We start from the raw sequence: 24,242 nt of genomic DNA on the forward strand, positions 1-24,242 counted from the left end.
TCAGGCGGTGAAGATACGGGCTCGCCGGTCGGGATCGCAGAGAACATCCCGGATCAGCAGCCCGAAGTCGAAGTCCGGAAGGACCGCGCGGTAGTGCACGTCGCAGGCGACGACACCGGAGTTGACGAGGACGAAGCGGTTCGTCTGATCGTCGACGCGCTGCCAGTAGACACCGATCGGCTGGGTGTCCAGATCGATCACGCGGCCACCGGCCCGCAGCAGTAGCCGACCGGCTTCCCGGTAGAAGACCACCGACAGGTCACCGACAGCGCCATACAGGCCGGACACCGAACCGGCTCCCAACGCCCCGCCGCGCAGCACGCCGGTCTCCGGATCGAAGTCGGCGAACTCACCGACACCCGCATGCGAGCGCACCACAAGACCTGTCGCCGCACGCCGACCACTCTCGGCAGGGCCCCGGCCGTTGCCGAAACCCGCTCGCGGAAACGCCCGCGAGGATCGTGACTGGCCCGCCGACGCAGGCGGGGCCGGAGGCGGCGTCGGCGAATACCCGTTCGTCCCACCCGGCAGACCATTCCCGCCCGCCGGCGGTTCCCAGGCCGATGGTGGGTCGGGCAACGTCGGCGCACCGGGATTGCCAGTTGGCGGCGCCCAGCCTGGCGGCGGGTCAGGCAACGTCGGCATGCCCGGCACCGGCGGATCACCGGGCCTCTGGGGCGACCCAGGCTGAATCGGCCACTCAGAGGCCGGGGGCTGCGGCGGTACCGAACCATCCGGCAACTGCGGAAGACCCGGCACCCCGGGCATCTCGGGCGCCGGGAATTGCGGCGGTACCGGGAATTCCGGCGGGCGCGGAACTCCCGGCTGCTGCGGTGGCACCGGAAGTTCCGGCCAGCCCGGCGCAACCGGAGGTACCGGCGGGCGCGGAGGCACCGAGAACTCGGGCGGCTGCGGTACTTCCGGCGAGTGCGGCGGCACCGGAAGCTGCGGCCAGCCCGGCGCGACCGGAGGCACCGGCGGGCGCGGAGGCACCGGGGAGTCCGGAGGTTGCGTAGGTGCTGGCCACTGCGGCCACTCCGGCGGCCGTGGCGGCACGGGTGGCTGCGGCCACTCCGGCGGTGATGGGGGCAGCGGCGGCTTGGGCGGCATCGGCCACTCCGGCGGCTGCGGAGGTTGCGGCGACACCGGCGGCTTGGGCGGCATCGGCGACACCGGCGGCTGCGGAGGTTGCGGCGACACCTGCGGCTTGGGCGGCATCGGCGACACCGGCGGCTGCGGAGGTTGCGGCGACACCGGCGGTTTGGGCGGCATCGGCGGTTGCGGAGGCACCGGAGGCACCGGCCGTTGCGGAGGCTGCGGCGGCTGCGGCAAAGGAGGCACAGGCGGGTTCGGTGGTACCGGCGGTGGCATCCGAGGGTCGCGATCGTCCTCCGCGCCACTTCCGGCCGCGAGACCGGCCCGTGCACCACCGTCGGGCCGCGAACGCCTCTCGCCTCCCTCCGAACGCTGCTCCCCCTCGGTCCGCCGCCGACCTTCGCCGCTCTCCGACCGCTCGCCACCTTCGGCCCGCGCCCCACCCTCGGGCCGCGGCTGTCCGCCCTCAGCATCCGGCTGAGCCGAACCCTCCGACCCCGACCGACCTCCGCCGACCTCCGAGTCAGCCCCACCTTCAGGCCGCGGCTGTCCGCGCTCGCTATCCGGCTGAGCCGAACCCTCAGGCCGAGACTCGCCTTCGCTGACCTCCGAGTCGGCCCCACTCTCAGGCCGCGACCGACCCTGGCCAACCTCCTCATTGGCCCCACCCTCGGGCCGCGACTGTCCGCCCTCGCTACCCGGCCGAGCCGAACCCTCCCACCGCGATTGCCTCTCGCCGACCTCCGAGTCGGCCCTACCCTCAGGCCGCGACCGACCCTCGCCAACCTCCACATTGGCCCCACCCTCGGGCCGCGACTGTCCGCCCTCGCTACCCGGCCGAGCCGAACTCTCCAGCCGAGACTCGCCTTCGCCGATCTCCGAACCGGGCCCACTCTCAGGCCGCGACTGGCCCTCGCCAACTTCCGAATTGGCCCCCGACTGTCCGCCCTCAGCATCCGGCCGAGCCGAACCCTCCGACCCCGACCGACCTTCGCCGACCTCCGAGTCAGCCCCACTCTCAGGCCGCGACTGACCCTCGCCAACTTCCGAATTGGCCCCGTCCGCAGACCGCGACTGCCCCTCGCCGCGCTCCGGCCGCGCCAAGCCATCACCGCCCTCGGGCCGAGCGGTCCGCTCACCACCCACAGACGGCGGCACACTCGCATCCGCCGAACCGCCATCACGCGCTGTACGCGGCTGTCCACCACCGCTATCCAGGCGAGCTGGATTCTCCGGCCGCGGCTGACTCTCGCCGACTTCCGAGTCCGCCCCACCCGTAGGCCGCGACTGCGCCCGTGGATCGAACGACCCAGCCTCCGACGAAGCAACGCCTTCCGGCATCGATCCGTCGCTACCTTGATCGGACTCCGCCGCACGACCACCAGGCCAATACACCGTCCGCGGATCGACCGGCCCAACACCCGACGAGCCAACACCCTCCGGCACCGACTCTCCGCCACCCTGATCGGACTCCGCCACACCACCACCAGGCCAATGCACCGTCCGCGGATCGACCGCCGGGTCGTCCGGATGCGGAATCGGCTGGTCATCCACTTCATCCGGGGACGGCAGGTCGACGGTCGGGCCAATTGGGTGCGGAATTGGCTGAGTATCAACGTTATCCGGCGACGACAGCTCTACGGTCGGGTCATCTGGTCGCGAACTCGGTTGGCTGGGTGCGTTTTCCGGGAGTTCCGGGGTGTGGTTGACCGGACCCTGGGGGTTGAGTGGGAGTTGGGGACGGGGGCCGGGCGGGAGGGGGTTGGGGTCGTCGGGGTCGATTTCGGGGCGTGGCGGGAGAAGGTTGTCGGGGCCGAGGGCGGCGGGGGCGTATTTGATGCCCTTGCGCCAGTCGGTGCGGGGTGGTCGGGCGGCGTCCCAGTCGAAGCCGATGCGGATGGCGTACTGGTTGGCGTCGCGCCAGGCGGCGCCGTACGGGTGGGCGCGCAGGTAGTTGGATTCGGCCAGAGCGTCCTGGAGCAGGAGGATATCGGCGGGCAGGATGTTGTCGCCACCCGCGATGAGCCGGTTCCAGGCTTCGGCGACATCGGCGACCGGGTCCAGCGGGAGGCGGCGCGGCACGCCGTCGCGCGGGTCGATGCGCAGATGCTGATCGCGCATCAGATGGTTCTTGATCTGGGCGATCTCCTCGTGGGAGAACGCCGGAACGGCGTGGTCGAGCCGTTCGGCGACCGCACGCGCGATTGCCGCGCGATCGGGACGGATACCCATCAGGGCATCACGGATGTCGTCGACCAATCGTGCTGCGTCACCGGGCCTTTCGTGATCCAGATGCCCGGTGATCGCCTCGACGGCGCGGCTCAGGTCGGGGCCGGGATCGTCGGGGCTGCGGTGCGTTACCTCGACGAGTCCGGCGGTGTAGTCATCGACGACATTCGCGATCACGTCGACGAGCACGGCGGCCCGCACCGCACGCGCCGCGCCCTGGGCGGCCGGATGGTCGGCGAGGTTGTCGGTGATGGTGTCGATATCGCTGTCGTCACCGAGATACCGCCGGTACTCGGCGTCGGCCCAGTCCTGCACCCGCTGCCAGGCTTCTTGCTCCTCCCGTTGGCGCTGCGTGAACAGTTCGCCCAGTTCACCGTTGTCCGGGGCACGTTCGGGCACCTGATATTCCCGCGCCATCGGCTGCACGTCGCGTATCGGTGCCCGGAACCACGGGTGCCCCTTGAAGCCCGGTTTGACCCGGCCCGGATGCGCTTTGTCGCTGAACCAGGTGAAGCCGAACAGTTTCGCCGGTTCCAGGGTGAGCCGCAGAATGTTGTAGGCCAGGTCGGCGAACGGCAACTCGTAGGTGGGCATGCCGTTGTCGATCGGTGTGCCACCGGGGATGGCCGGCAGGAACGCTTGGTTGACACCCGGGCCGTTGCCGACGAACGGGTCGACGATCGCCGCTTCGACCGGCGCCATACCCCACCCACTGATGCCTTCGGGCAGTATGCGTTCCTCATAGGATTTCGGCACGGTCGGGCCGCCGGTGCCGGCGTCGCCGCTGCGCGGATCCAGCGAATGCCAGTTGCCTTCGCCGTCCTGCCAGCGCACCATGTGCAGCGGCGGGCGCCCATCCATCGCCGGGAGCGTCGTGAACTCGCGGGTCGGCCCCGGCATCCGCGCGATCCGCACCGGTGCATCGTGCCCGGCGACGATCCAGCAGAACTCGATGCGGGCCTCGCGGCGCGTCATCGCCTGGGCCACAGCGGGATCCGAACGGATCGCCGCGGCGAGCGCGGCATCGTGATCGACGCGCGGATGGCCGTACGGTCCGATCGGCGCGACCACGATGATGCGCGGATTCTCGCCCTCGATGAGTCCGACGCGCGGACGTCCTTCGCCGGGATCGATCGGGCGCACACCCAGCGCGTCGAGGATGTCGCGGCCCGCACCCGCCAATTCGGCCATCTGGCCTTGGATTCGGTGCACGAGCTGTTCGCCCTGGCTGACACGGGTGGCGGCCTCCCGCAGCAGGGCGATATTGCGGACGTGCTCGTCGGCCTGGTCGGCGCGGATCGTCCGGTTCGCCACCTCGTCCAGGGTGAGGCCCAAATCTTCTGGACCCAGGCGGCTTTCGTCGACTCGGAGCCGGTGCGCGAGGTCGGTCCGCATCAACCTCCACGGCTTGGACGCGAGAACGGCTTGCGCGCGTTCGCGGGCGAGGCGATCGAGCTCGGCCTGAACCTGTTGCGAAAGTTCGGGCTCCGCGACGCCGACCCGGCCGAGTGCGGCAATCTGCCGATCCAGTTCGGCCAGTTCGGAATCCGACTCGTTGAAGCGCTGCGCCGCGTCCTGCAAGTTGAAGATCTGCTCGCGACGGCGAGCGATCTCATCGGGACCGACCAATTCCTCTGCCCGCGTGGCGCTTTCCTCACCGGTACCGGCGACATCGCGGGTGCGGACGATCCCGTTCTCCAAGTGTTGCAGCGTATTCGCCAGATTCGCCTGGTTCAGCGCCTCGTTCGGGTTCCGGACCGGCAGTGGGATATCCCGGAACCGGGAGAACCGATCATCCCGCTTGGCCCGCCAGAATGCCCGTTCGGCCGCCAACTGCGCACGCTTGCGCAGCAACTCCTGGAGGACAGCCTCAGGCGTACCGGCGAGCTCCTGCTCGGCGATCTCCGCATCGAGCCGCGCCACCTCGACTTCCGCCGCCTCGAGCCGCTCGGTCGCCCGCGCAAGCACCGCCGCCTCGGGACCTCCGGGATCCGCCTCGGCCAGCAGTTCGGCGTGCACCCGCCGGATATCCCGCAACTCCTCCCGCCGCACCACCGCCGCGGCGCGGGCACCCCGCAACCGCTCCAGCTCGGCCCGCGCCTCCGGAGTCAGCTCGTCCGCCCCGACCAGCGGCGCCACCTCCGGCTGACCGTCCCCGTCGGCATCCGGCTGCACTGCCCCATCCGAATCACCATCGCCTACACCAGATTCCGCCTGCTGCGCCGCACTTTCCGACTTCGCACCGCCCTGTGACGCAACCCCCACACCGGGCTCTGGCTGCGGCACCGCACCTTCGGGCTTGGCACCCTCCCGCTTACCGGCACCCTCAGCTGGCTTCGGCTGCGCAGGCCCACCTTCCAGACCCGCTTCCGGCTGCTTGGCGGCGCCTGCATCGCCTGGGCCGGAACCGGGAGACTTCGGTTTCGGGGCGGGTGGGGTTGCTTCGCCGTCGTCGTCCGGAGGCCAGACGCGGACATCGCCTTCGTGTGGTGGCTGGGATTCCAGCATCCGTTGCTGTTCTGCGAGTTTGCGCTGGTGTTCGGCCATCGCTACGTCGAACTGGCGAAGCCGCTCCTCGAAGGCCCGCTCTGGAGTGTCGTCGGTCCGCCCATCCAGCTCCGACTGACGGCGCTCGTTCTCGGCCAGTGCCGCATCGAGCTGCCGCATGCGCTGCTCGAATTCGCTGTCCTGCGACTGGCGCACTGCCTGCACACGGCGCGCGATCGCGTCGAGCGCCTCCTGCACGCGCGCCTCGGCGCGCTGGCGCATGGCCTCGAAATCGGCTGCGACCTGGGGATCCTGGGTGGGCGGCTGAGGCTGCTCCCCCGAACGACGCCCCCGCTCGGGCGACCCGGGCGAATCTCCCGGAGGAGGTCCCGGCTCGGCCGTGCCAGGTCGGGGGCCATCCGGCCCGAAATCGGTCGGCACGTTGATGATTCGGCCATCGTCACCGTAGGTGATCTCGATGTGCCGGACGACGACATCCGGTCGGTCCAGCAGCGGACGCAGACTCGGGTAGTCGGCGGCGAGCTGAGCGCGCACGTCACCCGGCGAATTCCAGCCGACGACCACGATACGGGGCGGCTCGCCCGCAACAATGCCGACCGTATTGTCGATCCGGTTCGCACCTTCCTCGGCCAGCGCTTCGCGCTCCATCGCCTGCGCGACCGCTCCGTCGAGCACCTCCAGCTCGGATTCGGCCCGGTTGAACCGGGTAGCCGCATCGCGCAGGGACTCGATACGCGCTGTCTGGTCCGGGAATTCGCGGGTGAGCCGCACGATGGTGTCCGGCAGCGCGTCCTCGGTCAGATCGCCTTCGCGCACCGGCAACCCGTCCATCGCCTCGGCACGGGCCGCCCTCGCGGCATCCAATTCCCTCACAGCTGCGGCGTTCTCGGCAGCAAGCCGGTTCGTCACCCGCCGCGCCAGATCGGCATCAGGACGATCCCCTGGCCCGTCCGGCTCCGGCGTGGCCACCGGCGGTCCGGCAGGCGGCTTCCGACCGCTGCCACCGTCTCCGGCACCTGGCGTCGGCTGTGCCACAGCAGAATCCGAATCCGCGCCATCGGTCCGCACACCCAACGGCAACGTCGGATCGTCCGACCCCGCTGGCTGCGACCACGCCACACGTGGATCAACCGGCGCCTCCGAAACAACACCACCCTCGCCGGCAACCGGCTGCGCCCACGCCACACGTGGGTCGACCGGCGGCCCCTGCGGCGGAACCTCACCGACCGGCGGCACATCCGATCGACCCTGCGGCGGCATCCCTCCCACCGGTGGCACATTCGGCGGAGTTGCCGGTTGGGTCGCGGCCAGCTCGGCGTCCACCCGGCTGACATCGGCTTCGGCGTCGGTGTACCGCTTGGCTGCCGCGCCGAGTTCCGCGGCCGCGGCTTCGCCGGGGTTTTGGCGGAAGTTGGCGGTGGCGGCGTCGAGGGCGCCACGGGCGGCGTCGCGTTCGGCGATCGCGGCGTCGCGTTCGGCCAAGAGCTGGGCGATACGGGCGGGGCGCTGCGCTTCGGCCTCGAGTTCGTCGGCGCGACGGTTCAGAGCCTCCAGCAGATCGAGAGCGTCGGCGCGGCTTCGAATTTCGTTGCGCAGGTCGGCCTGAACGGTGGCCAGCTGATCAGGAGTGAGGCGTTCCTTCTGATCGATCTTGCCGTCGCGGTATACCTCGTATACCTTCGCCCACCGTGCGGCTTTCGCGGCCACCTCTTCCGGGGTATCGCCGGGCCGCACCGGTTCGGGCAGTTCGACGCCGACCGTCCGGGTGAAGTCGGGGTTGGCGCGGGGTTCGGGTGCGGGTCCGGTGTGCTCGCCGAGAATGCCGAAGCGATCGAGGATGTCGGCGCCTTCGAGCGCATCGGTGAGGATGCCGAGATCGCCGACGACCTCGAGCAGGTGGGCGATCGCCTTGTCGTGCACCGGGAATTCACCGTCGGTGACGCGCGGATCGATCGCGTCCTCGCCGTAGCGGACCGGATCGAAACGGTCCAGCCCGTTGATGGTCCGGAAGTATTCGGCGAGCGCGTCGATCAGGTTCTCGCGCTCGCTCTCGTTGCGGGCGAGCTTGGCGATCGCCTTGTTCAACCGCTTCGGGTCGGTGCCGGACGTGTCCGGGAGGTACTTCATTTCGGAGTTCTTGTAGCTGCGCGGGAACAGGTCCTTCGGGAACCGGCCCCGGCGACGCCCGACACCGAGCCGCTCGGCGAGCCGATCCCGGGCACCGTCCACCACACCGGAATCGGTGCCGCGCAACAGTTTCGCGTAGTCGACCAGATCCTCGACGGCCTGCAGACGGCGCGCCTTACCCAGATCGCCCTCGACCAGCGCCCGGGCGACCTGCTCGGGCGTCAGCTGATCGGTTGCCAACCCGAGGCGGTGTGCCAGCTGGGAGCGCGCATCGCTGAGCGCGTGGAAATCATCGATATCCCAAGCGGTGCGGCCGTAATCGATAATCGCTTCGATCTGGGCCGCGCGGAGCGCGTTCTCGGCACGCAGCTGCTCGATGTGTTGCCTGAGCGCCTCGGGGTTGTCGAGCTCCCCTTCCGGAATGCCCAGGCGGTGTGCCAGTTCCTGCCGCGCTATCTCGACTTCGCCGCGGGACAATCCTTCTGGGAGTAGCGGTGGCCGCTGATCGGTCGCCGCCGACGCGTTGTCGTAGACCGGACGCCACGCACCGTCATCGTCGCGAACCATGGTGGCGTCCAGGACGCGCCCGTCGATCTCCTGCCGAATGTGCTGCACCGCAACGGGTTGGCTGTCCAGCAGGCGCATGGACCCGTCCGGCTCGACATGCACGATCCGGAACACGACATCGACCAGCCCGTCGTTGACCGCCTGCGCGAGCTCGGGATGCTTCCGCAGGGCATCGGCCAGCACCCGTTCGTGGTCCAGGTCTCCGTCGAACACCAGCATCCCGGGCTTCTGCCCGGCTTCCCCGGGCAGGATCCCGATGCCGTCCACACCGGTCAGCAGGAACCCACCGTCGGATTCGACCGACGCGCGCAGCCCCAAATCGGCGAGCTGACGGGTGAAGTCGGCTACCTCGCCGTCCACCCGCAGATAGTTCCGCATCTGCTGGTCGATATCCGCGAGACCGCGGGCCTGCGCGCGGATGTGATCGATCGCCGCGGCGAGCGCGCGCCGGGGATGCGTGTCCAGCTGCCCGAGATCGATGCCGAGCAGCTGCGCCCAGACGGCGCGTTCATCGCGAATCTGGTCGCGCCGCAGCGCGTTCTCGAAGTAGGTCGGGTTGCCCTCGTCGATTCCGGGCTGATCGGAGTAGTTGAGATCGCCCCAGTCCCGGCCGGGCTCACCACCGTTGTTGACGCCCTCCCAATCGAGCAGGGTGGTGGGACGGTCGTTGGCGTGGATGACCTCACGCAGGAACCGGGTCATCGGATCGGAGTCGAAGAAGCTGACTTCGGTGCTGTAGGGGATGCGGCGGTTCTCGGCGTCGTAGCGGGCGGCGGCCTCGGCGAGCCCGGCCAGCGCCCCGATGCGACGGGCCTGGTGGTAGCGCAGTACCTCGAAGGCCTGCCGGACCGATTCCGGCGTCACGTCCGGCCCCAGGTCGGCGCCCAGGTCACGGACGGCGGCGATCAGGTCGGCGGCCAAGTCCTCGCGCAGGTTGGCGGCGTCGGCCAGGTCACGGGACAGGTCGGCGAACCGGCCGGTGGCATTCGGGTTCGGCTCGTACCGCACCCGTTCCGGTGCGGGCGCCTGCTCTTGCTTCGGCTGTTCGGCGTCGGCCTGTCTGCGCAGCTCCTCGACATCTTCGCCGGTTTCCTGGCGGACCTGGTTCGGGTCCACCTCGTCCAGCCACGGGCGGTATTCCTCGCCGTTGCGGGTGCGGGCCGACGGCGGGTCGCCCGCATGGTCCGGGATGCGGCTGGTCAGCTTGTTCAGGAACGGGATGAGTTCCCGGTTCTGCCACATCGTCGCACCCTCTTTGAGGATGCGCGCGGGGTTGAATTTCGTTTGCAGCACATCGCCTTCCGGCGTGTGCTTGATCAGCGGCACGTTCGCTTCGTTCGCGACCACCGACTGTCCGGCGCTGTCCACACCGGACCCGGACGGGTATTTCGGTGTGTGCGCGGCGAATCCGTTGCGCAGCTGAGTCCACATGCGGCGCACCAGGTTCGGGCGGCGCTCAGGCGTGGCGGGCGGTTCCGAGGTGGGCAGCGGAGCCGCTTCGGGCGCGGGCGCCTCCGGACGGACGACGGGTGGTTCGACCCGCCAGCCACCCGAGCCGTCGTCGACCAGATGCACCGGAACCTGCTCACCGTCGACATCGATGGTGTGCGGGCGGGTTTCGCCGGTCGCAGGTTTCGACCGCGACGCTCCGGGATCGTGCGGATCCGGCGGCTCGGCCGCTGCGGGCGGCTGCTGGCCCGGCGGCGTCGTCCCGCCACCACCCCCGGCGGCTTGCGGCTCACGCGCGTCGCCGGAAACCGGATCGCCCTCGCCGGGTGCGACCCTGGCGCGGTGGGATTCGGGCGTCGCCTGGGCGGGCCCTTCGCTGTTCGACGCGCGCTCGGAACCGGCCTCCTGCCGCTCCGAATCCGGTGGCGCCGTACGCGCGGCTCCCGCGGGGTCGGTGCCGGGTCGCGGACTCGGCCGCGCCGGCGCGCCCGCCGCACCGGAGTCGTCTCCCTCCTCGGGGCGCGGGGGGTCCCCTTCCTCACCCGTTTCGGACGCGGCCGTACCGCCGGGCCAGTGCACGGTACGCGGATCGTTAGAACGAACAGCCTGCGCCGCAACATCTTCCGGCGACGACTCGCTTACGCCGGACTCGGGCTCCACCGCACCACCCGGCCAGTGCACAGTTCGCGGATCGACCGCCGACGACCCCGCATCCTCCCGCGAAACCTCGCCCACGCCCTCCTCGGACACGACCGCTCGACCACCCGGCCAATGCACCGTCCGCGGATCGATAGGACGAACACCTTGCGCCGCAACACCTTCCCGCGACGACTCGCCGACACCGGACCCGGGCTCCACCGCACCACCGGGCCAGTGCACCGTCCGCGGATCGACCGGCGCAGCTGCCGAGGATGCGGCACCTTCCGAAGCTCGCCCGTCGACGCCCGGGTCCATCTCCGGCCCAGATTCCGAGCCGACTCCACCGGGCCAGTGCACCGTGCGCGGGTCGACAGCATCGGCCGCGCCGGGTGCCCGCTGCGGCTCGGCAGTGGGGTCGTATCGGACCTCGTGCATTCCGGCCCGCGCGAACCCCAGTCGGCGCTGCGCCGCGACGAATTCCGCTTGCGCCGCGACCAGGTCGGCGCGCCGCTGCTCGACGTTGTGCGCGGCCGCGCGCAGCCGATCCACGTGTTCTCGGGGCACGCCCTCGTCGAGCAGTCGGCGCAGCGTCGCGGGCAGCGCCTGGCTGGTCAGGTCGGCCGAGTCGATACGCAGCTGCCCGATCTCGGCCCGGAAACTCATCACGGCGTCGAAATGCGCGTCCGCAAGCACATCTCGCTGGGCACGCGCCCGCTCGAGATCCGCGCGTGCTCGGTCCACCGCGGTGTCGCCCGCGCCCGGCTGTCGTGGTGCGCCGCTCTCGCCGGGGTGCCCGGCCGCGCCACCCGCATTGCGCCGGACGGCGGTGTCACCTGGAGCCTGCTGCGCACCCACGTCCGCCGATCGCAACGGGCTCGAACCAGTCACGACCGGGCCGTCCACTCCGGAATCGGTGCGATGCACGACGATTCGGCCGTCGGCCCCTTCTTCGATCCGTAGGTGGCGGACGACGACGTCCGGCCGCCCGAGGGCCAACCGCAGATGGGGGTGGTCGGCGGCGAGCCCGGCGCGCACATCGGTCGGCACGTCCCTGCCGACGACCACGATCACCACCGGATCGGACGGCACGATACCGACTCGGTCGTCGATCCGGCGTGCGCCCGCCTCGGCAAGCACCTGCCGCTGGATCGCCCTCGTGAGCGCCCGATCCACCGCGGTCAACCGCTGCTCGGCCGCGTTGTAGCGCACAGCCGCGTCCCGCAGCGCACGGGTCCGCGCTGACTGCTCGGCGAGTTCCGTGACCGGCAGGGTCCGGCCCTCCAGCCGTTCGACCATGGCGTCGATGGCCGCGTCATCGGTCAGTTCCGTCTCGTCGACCGGCAGCCCGCGCATGGCCTCGACCCGCCGCGACCGCGCGTCGTCCCGCTCGAGCCGCGCGGTCTCCCGCTGCGCCTCGATCCGCTCCACCACGCGACGCGACCGCTCGGCCTGCGACATCGTCGGGCGACCGCGCCGCCGCGCGGCCTCGAGCTGCTGCTCGATGCGCGCCAGCTCGGCACGCGCCGCGTCGTACCGGTGCGCCGCGGCCTGCAATTCGCCCTGCTGGGTAGGCGATTGGGTATCCGCGTTCGGGGTGCGCACCCCGTTCACATCGGCGGCCACGCCCGCGGTCGGTTCCGCTTCGCTCCGCCCGTGCCTGCCGTTGACGACGTCCAGCACCGCACGGGCGGCGCTGACCCGAACCAGAGCGGCGGCCCGTCGGGCCGTCAGGTCGGCGATCTCGTCGCGACGCGCAGGGCGCGGGGCGCGCGTGCCCTCGTCACCGAAGGTGGTTTTGCGTGCCGCCGTCAGTTGTGCGGTAAGGCGCGCCAGTTCGTCGCGCGCCGCGATGTATCTGCGTGCCGCCGACTCCAGCTCGTTCAGCTGGGCTTCCCAGCGCTCCGTGGCCGCACCGACCGGCCTTGTCCTGCCCCGCCGCTCGTGCAGGGTCTCGTCCAGGTTGTCGGTGAGGTCCGGCTCGCCGAACCCGTGGGGGCGATTCGCCTCGGCGCGTTCCGCACGCGCCGCGTCCATCTCCTGGACCGCGGCCGCGTGATCGGCTTCCAATCGCTCGATCACTTCGGCCCGGCGCAGCGGTCGCCCTGACTCCTCGGCCACCGCGCTCAGCTCGCGGTGCGCGGCACTGGTGCGCACCAGCTCGCCATCGATGCGCGCCAGTTCGGTTCGAGCGTCCCGGAGCCTGGCCGCGGCCGCCTCCCGGTCCGGGTGCCCGCTGTCGATCGCGTCGTGCGCGGCCCCGGCCGCGTCCAGTTCCTGCGCCGCGGCGGCGCGCTGCGCGGTCAACCGGTCGATCAGCGCGGGTCGCTGCTCGGCTTCCGCCAGTTCGAGCAGCTGGTCGTTCATCGCGGTCAGCTCGGCGATATCACGCGCGCGGGCAACGACTTCCGCGCGCAACGCGGCCTGCACTTCGGCGAGCTCGGCGGGTGTGAGCCGTTCCTCTTGGTCGATCCTGCCGTCGCGGAAGACCTCGTACACCTCCGCCCAGCGCTTGGCGTCGGCATCGGTCAGGTCGACACCGACGGTCAGCGCCCAGTCGCGGCTCGGTGCGGCATGCCCGCTCGCGGAGACCTCGTCCGGCCCGAAGTCTCCGACCCGGTCCAGCACATCGATGAGCGTGTCGACATCGTCGACGACGTCGAGCAGGTGCTGTACCGCACGCTCGTGCACGGGGAATTCGGTATCGCCGACGCGGGGATCGATCGCGTCGGCGCCGCGGGTGACCGGGTCGTACCGATCCGAACCGTTGATGGTCCGGTAGAACTCGGCGAGCGCGTCGACGAGGTTCTCCCGTTCGGAGGGGCGGCGCATCAAATGGCGGATCGCGCGATTCAGCCGTTTCGCGTCCAGACTGGACGTGTCCGGCCGGTACTCGAGCTCGGGGTTCTTGCGAGTGCGGGAGAACAGATCTTTGGGGAACCTGCCCTTGCGCCTGCCGACCCCAAGACGCTCGGCCAACTTATCCCGCGCGGCCTCGGCCACTGCTTTGTCGTCGGCCTTTGCCACCTTCCAGTACTCGATCAGATCCTGTACGGCCTGGTACCTGCGTGCGGAGCCCAGATCCGGATCGGTCAGCGCCCGTGCCATCGCCAACGGGGTCATCGCGTCGACATCGATATCGATCCGGGTCGCCAGCTGCCAGCGCGCGTCGGTGTGGTTGTTGTAGTCGTCGATGTCCCAGGCCGTGCGCGCGTAGTCGATGACCGCCTCGATCTGGCTCGCGCGCACCGCATTGTCCAGCCGCAGCACGCGCAGCCGTTCGGCGAGCTCCGCCGCGGAACCGCGCTCGGATTCCGGGATGTCGAGCGCGGCGGCGAGATCGTCACGGGCGGCGACGATCTCACCGCGGCTAGGTGCGGGGCTCTGCTGCGACGTCGCGTCGGAATCGGCGGGTTCCGGCAGCACCGGACGCCACCCGCCCTGGCCGTCATCGATCAAGGTCAGGTCGAGCAGGCGGCCGTCGATCTCCTGACGGAAGTGCACGATCCGTCCTGGATCGGTGTCGGTGAGATGGAAGGTGCCGTCGGGCTCCAGCGTGGCCGTCCGGAAGACCGGCTCGACCAGGCCGGTATTGACCGCCTCGGCGAGATCCGCGTAGTCCCGCAGCGCCCGGCCGAGCACGGCCTCGTGGTCACCGAAGCCGTCGACGACGACCAACCGCGGCGGACCGCCGGGATCGCCCGGCAGCAGCGCGACGCCATCGATGTCCGGAAGCAGGAAACCCAGGTCGTCGATGACCGACGAGCGCAGGGCCAGATCCGACATCAGCCCGGTCAGTTCCTGGACCTCGGCGTCGGCGCGCAGGAATTGGCGCACGCGGGACTGGAAGTCGGCGACATCGGTGCCGTAGGCGCGGATCCGGTTCGCCGCGTCGATCATGGTGAGCCGAGGAAGCGCACCGAGGTCGACGATGTCGACATCGAGCAGCTGAGCCCAGACCGCCCGTTCGTCGCGGATCTGATCGCGGTTCAGCGCGTCCGCGAAGTAGCGAGCGATGCCCTCGTTGCGACCCGGCTCGTCGGCGTCATAGAGCTCACCCCACAGCTGGAACTCGTCACCGTTGGCGATGCGAACCACGCGCAGCCAGCTGGCGTCCCCGCCGTTGGCCTCCACGACCTCGATCAGCAGGCGGGTCATCGGGTCGGTGTCGAAGAAGCTGATCTCGCGACCGAACCGGATGCGCCGGTTCTCGACCTGGTAGTTCGCCTCGGCGATGGAGAGGCCGACGAACGCGCCGATGCGCCTGGCCTGCTGATACCGCAGCACGCGCAGCGCGTCCTGCACGGCGTCCGGGTTCTCGTCGGTCAGGTCGACCTCGAGCCGGTCGGCCGAGTCGACCAGCCAGTCGAAGGCCGCGCTCCGGCGGCGGGCGGCATCGATCAGCTCACCGAAGAGATCGCCGAATACGCCGTCGACACGCGGCGGCACGCCATCGGGGAACGGTTCGGGTCGCGCGGTGGCCGAGGCGTTCTCGGCCTGCCGATCCGCCCGCTGCTGTTCGCGCTCGCGTTGCTGGCGCGCGACCTCCTCGGCGAATTCGCGTCCGAATTCCCGATGCAGCAGGGAAGGCAGCGCCTCGTCGATCGAGGGCAGATAGTCCTCGCCGGTGCGCCTGCGCACGGGCGGCACGTCACCGGTCTGGTCCGGGGTACGGCTGGTCAGACGCCGCAGGAAAGGCAGCAGTTCGCGGTTGCGCCGCAGTTCTTCGAAGACCAGACCCAGACGCATCGGGTTGAACTTCATCCCGAGCTGTTCGCCGTGTGTACCGAGACTGGTCAGCGGCAGCCCCGCGAAGTGCCCGAGCAGCGCTTGCCCCGCGGTGTCCTGGGACGACAGCGAAGGATGCTTCGGAATGACGGCGTGACCTTGGACCAACGCCGAGGTGCTGATCCGCGGCCATGCCGATCCCGGCTCGGCGGGCGCGGGCGGTTCCGAGCTCTCCTGCACCGCGGGCAGGTTGCCGGGGTCATCCGGATTCGATTGCGGCGCTGGGTGTTCCGGTCGCCAAGCGTTGGGCCCCTCGGCCACAAGTTGCAGTGGGATCCGCTGACCGTCCACCTCGATGACGATTGCGCGCGGCTCGTCAGCGGACCGATCCCTGCCACCCTCCGATGGGGTGCCGGGGCGCGACTGCGCTGCCTGCTCAGCCCGAGCCGAAACCGACTGCTCCCCAACGATTCTCGAAGCTTCCGCCGCACCGTCCCGCGTGCCCTGCTGGACGGGCGGAGCAGACGGCTCGGTGGGCACACGGCGGGCACCGCCCGAGGAATCGGAATCCGGCGTCGGCTCCGGCCGCGCCGACTTGCCCGCGCCATCACCGTCCTCGTCCGGACCCGATTCGTTCTCGGGATTCGGATCAGGCTGCGGCGCGGAGCTTTCCGCGCCGTCACCGGTCGGCTCACCGGGATCCGGCATCCCCACCTGCGGTCGCTGCGGCGGCTTCTTCCCGCCGCCACCCGCGTCGGGCCCGGGCGAGAGCTGGGAGGGCGGCTGCGGAACGGTCCCCTCGGCGAGGGCACGTCGCGCGTTCGCCACCAGGGTCTCGTGGATGACACGCGCGGGTTCGCTTGCGGCGTCGCCTGCGAGTTCGACCTCGGAGAAGCCCTCTGGGATCGCTTCGCCCAGGTTGAGTTCGCCGTTGTCGTGGAAGCTGTAGCCGCTGAGCTGGCGAATCCAGGTGTGGTACCCCTCGCCACCCGCGGCGAGGTGCCCGGCCTCGAATTCCTCTTCGTAGCGACGGCGCAGGATGCCCTCGATCGTCGCGCGGGTCTCCTCGGACGAGAGATAGTCGAGCACATGGCCGAATTCGTGGACGACGGCGCCGTACACGGGTCGCAGTTCCTTGCTGGCATGCAGGTGCCCGGAAGTGACTTCTGTGCTCACGACCGCCCAGAACAGTTCGGCGCTGGTGGCCAGCTGGTAGTCGAGAATTACTCGGGCGCCGCCGTTTTCGGCCTCCCACTGCGCCGCCGCGAACCCACCGCGGTGGCGGTGCACCGCGAGGATGTCGAGGATCGCCACCGGCGTGCCCGGGTATTTCGTGAGCATGTCGTCGATCGCCCTGGCGTACTCCCGGATCACCTCCGGATCGAGGTGGGGCAGATCGAACCGGAGCACCTGCAGAGCGCGCCGCTCACCCAGCAGATCGACGCCGTGCCGTTCCCGCAGCACCCGGGCGATCTCCGGAATGTCGCGCTGCGACCACTCGTCCTGGCGCGGCGTGTCCGGCAGCTGAATCGCGGAAGGCGGAACCTCGGCCACCGGCTCGGGGGGCGTCAACCGCAGGGGCGCGGAATCGTCGCTCACGGGCTCGGGCGGGCTCAACCGCAGCGGCGGCGGCACGGAAGCATCCGCGTCTTCACCGACGGGATCGTCCGGTCCCGGGGAGGCCACCGGCGGCGCGTTCTCGGGCTGCGGCTGCTCGGCGGAGTCCGGTCGCGAAACGACCTCGGCAGGCGTATCCCCTGGCGCCCGACCGCCACCGGCCTCGGCGGTCGAACCGGTCTCGGGGACAACGGTGGCACGGATCAACCAGTGACCGTCGTTGCCGAGGCTGCGCACCGAGTCGACGCGCCAGTTCAGGCCGCGGCCGAGCATCACGACCGGCACCGGCATGCCGGACGGCAGGAAGCGGTTCATGAACAGGGCGGGCGTGCCCGCGGGGACGGTCAGCTCGAGGTGGAAGCGGCCGCCGTCGACCGGCTGTGTCTCGCCGAGCGCAACCTGCGGGAACTCCGCGATCTGGTGCAGCGAACCAACCACGTCGCCGGTCATGTCCAGCGGATTCTCGGGCCGGACGTAGGTCATCACCGCGGTGTCGGGAAGGCGGAGGCGGGTGAGGACGTCGTCGAGAATGTCCACGGCCGCAGCCAGTTCGGGGGTGAGTTCCGCGTCACCGCGCAAGGCGTCGTCGATCGCGGCGCGGAATCGGCTGCCGTCCGCGTTCAACGAAGCGACGCGTTCCAGCACCGCGCGCTCGTGCGGGGCGAGCACGTCGACCACCGCGTCCCAGTTCTCGAAGCCGTACCGCAGCCGTGCACCGAACTGCGGATTGTCGATCTCGTAGCGGTCCCCGGAGGTTTCGGCGTTACCGTCCTGTTCGGGGTTGTCCGCCTCGTCCCGCTGCTCGTCGCGGCGGATCGGCCGCGTGGTTTCGTCCTGCTGCGCAGGCGGTTCACCCTGCGGATCCACCGGGCGCCCGTCTGCATCGCGCTCGACGTTCTCGGCGCCGCGGCGCAGATCGATGGTGGGGTTGTCGCCGACACCCCCCGAACCCTGGTTCGTGTCACCGCCGTCCGGTGGCACACCGTTGTCCGAGGGGTCGCTGTCCGGGTCACCGGGCGCGGTGTCCTGCGGTCGAACCGGCTGCGTCCGTTCAGCATCCGGACCACCCGGCCAATTCGACAACCGCGGATCGGCAGGGTCCTGAGGACCAGCCGCCGGAGACGCACCGGTTTCCGGACTGGGACGACCCAGATCGACGGTCGGATCGTCAGCGCCGACGGGACTTGGGAGGGACACCGTCGGATCGTCAGCCCCGACGGGACTCGGGAGCGGCACGGTCGGATCATCCGCACCAACCGGACCCGGGAGTTGCACGGTCGGATCATCCGCACCGACCGGACGTGGGAGCGGCACCGTCGGATCATCCGCACCAACCGGACCCGGCAGCCGCACGGTCTCGACATCGTCCGGTGACGGCCCCGGCGGCAGCTGGCCGGGGTTGTGGGATGGCAGCGGTGGACGGTTCGGCCCGGAATCAGGTCCGGGGCCCGGCGGCAACGGAGCGGGACCGTCGTCATCGGTATCCGGCCGCGGCGGCAGCGGAGCGTCCGTGGGCAGCGGGGCGGGCGCGTACCTGATGCCCTTGCGCCAGCCGGTCAACGGCGGCCGCACCGAGTCCCAGTCGAAGCCGATGCGGATGGCGTACTGGTTGGCGTCGCGCCAGGACGCATAGTCGTTGGCGCGCAGGAAGTTCGACTCCGCCAAGGCGTCCTGCAGCATGAGCACGTCTTCGGCCGTCGCCTCGTCGCCGATCAACCGGAGCCAGGCCTCGGCCACGTCGGCGACGGCGTCCAGGCGCATGCGCGCGGGCGACCCGTCGATGGGCAGCGCCCGCCGGTACTCGGCCTCCATGTAGTGGTGCTTGATCTGCGCGATCTGCTCGCGGCTGAACGCCGGGACGGAGTTGTCCAAGCGCACCGCGACCTCGGCGGCGATCGCGGCCCGGTCCGGCTTGAAACCGAGCAGGGCCTCGCGGATGTCGTCGACCAATCTGGCCGCGTCACCGGGCTGTTCACTGCGCAGTGTTCCGGTCAGGTCCGCGACGATGGCGCTGAGGTCCGGGCCGGGGTCGTCGGGGTTGCGCATCGTCACCTCGCTGCGCGCCGACATGTAGTCCTCGACGACGCTCGCGATCCGATCCACGGTCTCCGCCGCACGCACCTCGCGCGCAGCGCCCTCGAACTCGGGGCGGGCGGCAAGATTGGCGGTGATGCGATCGATATCGCCATCGGAAGAACGGAACAGCCGATACTGCTCGGTGGCCCAGTCCTGCACCCGCTGCCACGCGCGCTGCTCGTCGGCCTGTTTCCTGTCGTAGCCCGCCAGCTCCCCGGGGGCGTGCGCACGCTCAGCACGCTCGGGCTCGCGCGCCATCGGCTGGACATCGGCGCTCTTCTTCCGGAACCAGGGGTGTCCCTTGAAGCCGGGCGAGATCCGTCCCGGGTGATCGGAGTCGTTGTACCAGGTGAAACCGAACAGCTTCGCCGGTTCCAGGCTCAACCGCATGAAGTGGTAGAAGACGTCGGCGAAGGGCAGCTCGTAGGTCTGGCCCGGGTAGATCGGATCGCCGCCCGGGATGCTGGGCAGCAGGCCCTTGTTGACGCCGGGTCCGTTGTCCACGAACGGATCCACCACCGCCGCCTGGAACGGATTGGCCGCCCAGCCGCTCACGCCCTCGGGCAGATCCCGCTCCTTGAACTCCTTCGGCGTGGTCGGGCCCTTGCGGTTGGTCGTCCACTCCGGGCGCTCCGGGTTGACCTCGTGCCAGGTCGTCGAGTTCGGCTCGCCGGACTGCCAGCGCACTCGGCGCAGGATCGGAGCGTCGTCGGGGCCGAGCGTCATGAATTCCCGCGAGGGCGAACGCAGTCGCCTGGTCGTCACCGGCTGATCGAGTTCGGCCACGAGTTCGCGGTACTCGATCGTCGTCTCCCGCGACAGCATCGCGCGCGCCACCCGCGAATCGCGATGGGTGGCCTCGAGCAGGGCGGCGTCATGGTCGGCCCGCGGCGCGGCGAGCGTGCCGCGCGGTGCGATGACGATGATCCGCTGCGGGTCGCCATCGACGAACCCGACCCGGTCGGTGACCTGACGCGCGCCCTCGGCAGCGAGGAAATCGCGTCCAGCTCCCGCCAATTCGGCGATCCTGCCCTGAATGCGGGCGATGCGGTTGTCGGCCTCGTTCACGCGCGTCGCCGCCTCGCGCAGCAAATCGAGGTTGCGGTTGCGCTCGCCCATCTGGTCCACCCTGATGGTCCGACCGGCCACCTCCGCCAGCGCCTCGTCCAGCGCCTCCTCGGGCGACTTCCGCTGCGCCACGGCATTCGGGCCGAGATCGGCCTCGTTCACCCGCAAGCGCGCGGCGATATCGGCGCGCATTTGCCGCCACGGCTTGGACTCCAGCACCTCGCGGGCGCGCTCCCCTGCCAGGCGGTCGACTTCGGCGCGCACCTGCTGCGACAGCGGTTGCGGCTCCCCGATGCCGACCCGGCCGAGCGCGGCGATCCGGCGATCCACTTCCGCCAGCGCGGCCTGCACGCGGTTGTACCGCAACGCGGCATCGTGCAGCTTGAAGATCTGCTCGCGGCGCCGCCTGATTTCGCCGGGATCGAGCTGCTCGCGCGCCACGTACCCGGCCTCGTCGCCGGTCCCCGCGATGTTCCTGGTTCCGGCGACACTCGCTTCCAGGTGCTCCAGGGTGCGCGCCAGATTGGACTGGTTCAGCGCCTGCGCGGCATCGCCGAACGGCAGCGGAAGATCACTGAACCGCGAATACCTGTCATCGCGCTTGGCGCGCCAGAATTCGCGTTCCCGGGCCAGCACGGCGCGTTCGCGCATCAGCTGCTGGTACACGCCCTCCGGCGTGTTCGACAGTTCGAGCTCGGCGATCTCCGCGTCGAGCTCGGCCACCACCGCAACCGCTTCGTCGAACCCTCGCGCGGCCCGCGCCATGGCGTCGACGGACGACGCGTCCGATGCGTCGAGGGCCTCCGCACACGTCCGCCGGATGTCGTCCCATTCCCTGCGCCGCGCCACGGCCTCGGCGCGCTCCGCACGCAGCCGATCCAGGGCCTCCTGGATCTCCGGCGGCAACGGAGCGGCCTCGGGCTGCCCGACCTGCGCCTGCTCACCCGGTTGCGCGGGCTGCGGCTGCTCACCCGACTCTTCTACCTTCGACTGCTCGCCGGGCTGCTGCGATTCGGGCGCAGGTGCGCCGTGGTGCGCCTGCTCCCCCTCGGCCTGCGCCCCTTCGGCAGGATCCCTGCGGTGCTTCGCCTCGTAGACGGGCTGCGACGCCGACTCATCAGCAGCCTCACCACGATGCCGCCCCGTGCCATCACTCTGATCCGGTGTCCGAGGCTGCGCACCTTCGGACTCCGCTACGCCGGACCGCGGCGCACGATGCCTCGGCTCGTAATCCTGTGCCTGCGAACCCGACTCGTCCGCAGGCTCACCACGATGCCGCCCCGTGCCATCACTCTGATCCAGCGTCTGAGGCTGCGCACGCGCGGACTCCGCGACATCGGACTGCGACGCACGATGCTTCGGCTCGTAAGGCTGTGCCTGCTCCTGCGACTCGTCCGCAGGAAGACCGCGATGCTTCGGCTGGTGCGTGTCGGGGCCCGCATCGGACTCGTCCGCCGGACGGCCGCGATGCTTCGGTTCGGCCGTTTCGGGCTGCGAAACTCCTTGCTGCGGAGCAGCATGCTTCGGCTCGTAGGGTTCCGCCAAGAGCTGTGATTCATCCGCTGGGCGACCGCGGTGCTTCGGCCGGTAGGGCTCGGGCTGCGACCCAGCGGCGTCGGAACCGCCGGCGGGGTCATGGCCGGGGGGCACGGATCCGGCGGGTTCGGCGCTGCCGGTGTCCGGTGGACGGATGGGGGTCGTTGTGACCGTGCCGGATTCGTCGACCTCGACGTGGACGTAGTCGACGCGCACTCCGGCGTCGGCCAACTGCTGCCGTTCCTGCGCTGAGAGCAGCTCGTCCGGCGACGGAGAAGGTGAGGCGACCAGCACTCGCCTGCCGCCGGGCAGGTGGCCGACGCCCTCGGAGTCGACTCGCGCGTCCACGCCGGCGAGTACATCGCGGACGGCGTGCTCGCCCGCCCGCTGCACAGCGGCGCGTTCCTCGGCGAGCGCGGTCCGCAGACGATCTAGCTCGGTCCGGATTTCCGCGGCGGCCGAGCGCAATTCGGCGGCCTCCCGCAGGGCGGCGGCCAGTTCGTCGCGCTGGGGCAGGATTCGGGCCGGATCATCCGGACGACTCATCAGCTCGGCCACCGCGGCATCGGCGGCTCGCACCCGCGCGTCGACGGCTTCGGCCATCTCACGCGGGCTGCGACCATCGGGGTCGACGCCGATCGCCCGCGCGAGATCCGCCAGCGCCGACTCGATTCGAGCGCGCTCGGACGTGGTGGTCCCGATATCGGCCGCGAGTCGCGGCAGCCGGCTCCGGAGCTCCGGTGTCACCGGATCGTGCACTCGCGGTATGCCGATGCGCGGCCATGCGGGCGGCTGCGGCGCAGGCGCGGCGGCCACGACCGGGCTCGCGGACATATCGGCGAGGTGAACCGCGGCCTCGGCGCGCTGGAAAGCCAGTGCGACGTCGATGAATTCACGCATGCGAGCGACATCGTCGCCGACCATCGTCAGCTGGCTCACCTCGCGGAGGGTCGCCATGAGGTTTTCCGGCGACAGCGAGTCCGGGCCGAGCCGGTCGGCGACCGCCGGAATGCTGTCGGCCAGTTCCCGCATCCGGGCCGCCAGGGCATCCCGCCGCGCAACGGCGTCGGTGACCGCCCGATCACTCTCCACGCCAACGGGAACGGTTCCGACCCGCGTCGCCGACTCACCACCGGTCTGCTCGGCAACGTCCGGTCGACGCAAATCAATCGTCGAATCGTCGCTGTCGGCCATCGGCCCCGTCGACGACCCCTGATTCGACTGCGGACCGCCCGGCCACACCCTGGTCCGCGGATCATCGGCATCAACCACCGGACCCGACGACGACCCCTGCTCCGCCGACTCAACACCGGACGGCTGAGCAACCCCCGGTCGACGCACATCGACAGTCGGATCACCGTTCTCGGCAACAGGATTCGACGCAGACCCCGGCTCCGACTGCGGACCACCCGGCCACACCCTGGTCCGCGGATCCTCCCGCCGACCGAGATCGACCGTCGGATCATCGGCATCAGCCACCGGACCCGACGACCCCACCTGCTCCGCCGACTCACCACCGGACCGCTCAGCAACCCCCGGTCGACCCATATCGACCGTCGGATCATCGCTATCGGCAACAGGATTCGACGCAGACCCAGGCTCCGGCTGCGGACCACCCGGCCACACCCTGGTCCGCGGGTCCGGATCGACCGCCGGATCATCCGCTTCGGCAACAGGACCCGACGACGACTGCTCACCACCCGGCCACACCGTGGTCCGCGGATCCTCCTGCTGCGGCTGCCCGAGCTGACGGTGAGCATCGCGCAGCGCCCGCTGGTATCGCTCCTCGGCGCGCTGACGCGGCGACTGGCCGCCCGTTCCGCGCTCCTCCGGCGTGTCGCCGGTCGGCCGGTCCGGGCCGAAGTCGGTGCGCCGGTGGGCAATTCGACCGTCGTCGAGGGTGGCAATCTCGATGTGGGTGACCACCACTCCCGGCCGCGCGAGCAGCGGGCGCAGCAGCGGATACTCGGCCTCGAGCCGGGCGCGCACATTCCCGGGTAGATGCCAGCCCACCACGACGATGCGCGGCGGCTCACCGGCCACGACACCGACGGTGTCGTCGATGCGACCCGCGCCCTCCTCGGCCAGCGCTTCACGCTGCATGGCGCGGGCAAGTGCCTCGTCGAGCACCTCCACCTCGGACTCGACGGCGAGGTAACGCAGCGCGGCTTCCTGCAGTTCCTCGAGGCGCGCGGCGTGCTCGGGATGCACCCTCATCAACCGGTCGATGGTGTTCGCCACCTGACTCGGGACCGGGCCCAGCTCGTCGCGGGTGACCGGCAGGCCCGCCATCGCCGCGTCCCTTGCCGCGTCCGCCGCATTCAATTCCCTGACGGCGGCGGCATTCTCCGCCGCGAGCCGCTGGGTCACCCGGCGGGCGATCTCGACACCGGTCCTGCGCGGGGGTTCATCGGGATCGGGGGTCGGCGTCGGAGGCGGCCCCTGCGGGGGTATCCGGCCGCCGCCACCGTCGGCGGAGGGTTCCGGCCGCGTGGGTGCGCCCGAGCCCTCGTCCCCGTGCGCGACCGCACCGTCGGCGGCGGAAGGCAGCGCGGCGGGCGGTTCGGTGGGACGGGTCGCGGCCAGCGCCGCGTCCACCCGCGCCA

General features: G+C 70.7%; 1 protein-coding gene. It reads right to left on the reverse strand.

Features of this window, described 5'->3' with window-relative positions; translation table 11 throughout:
- Positions 1-24,234 (reverse strand): hypothetical protein, encoded by a 24,234-nt coding sequence (locus tag NL1_RS38045; protein ID WP_067833281.1) that lies wholly within the window; start codon positions 24,232-24,234, stop codon positions 1-3.
- Between the last annotated feature and the right edge of the window lie 8 nt (positions 24,235-24,242).

It is taken from the genome of Nocardia lijiangensis NBRC 108240 (assembly GCF_001613045.1).
GTDB classification, from domain to species: domain Bacteria; phylum Actinomycetota; class Actinomycetes; order Mycobacteriales; family Mycobacteriaceae; genus Nocardia; species Nocardia lijiangensis.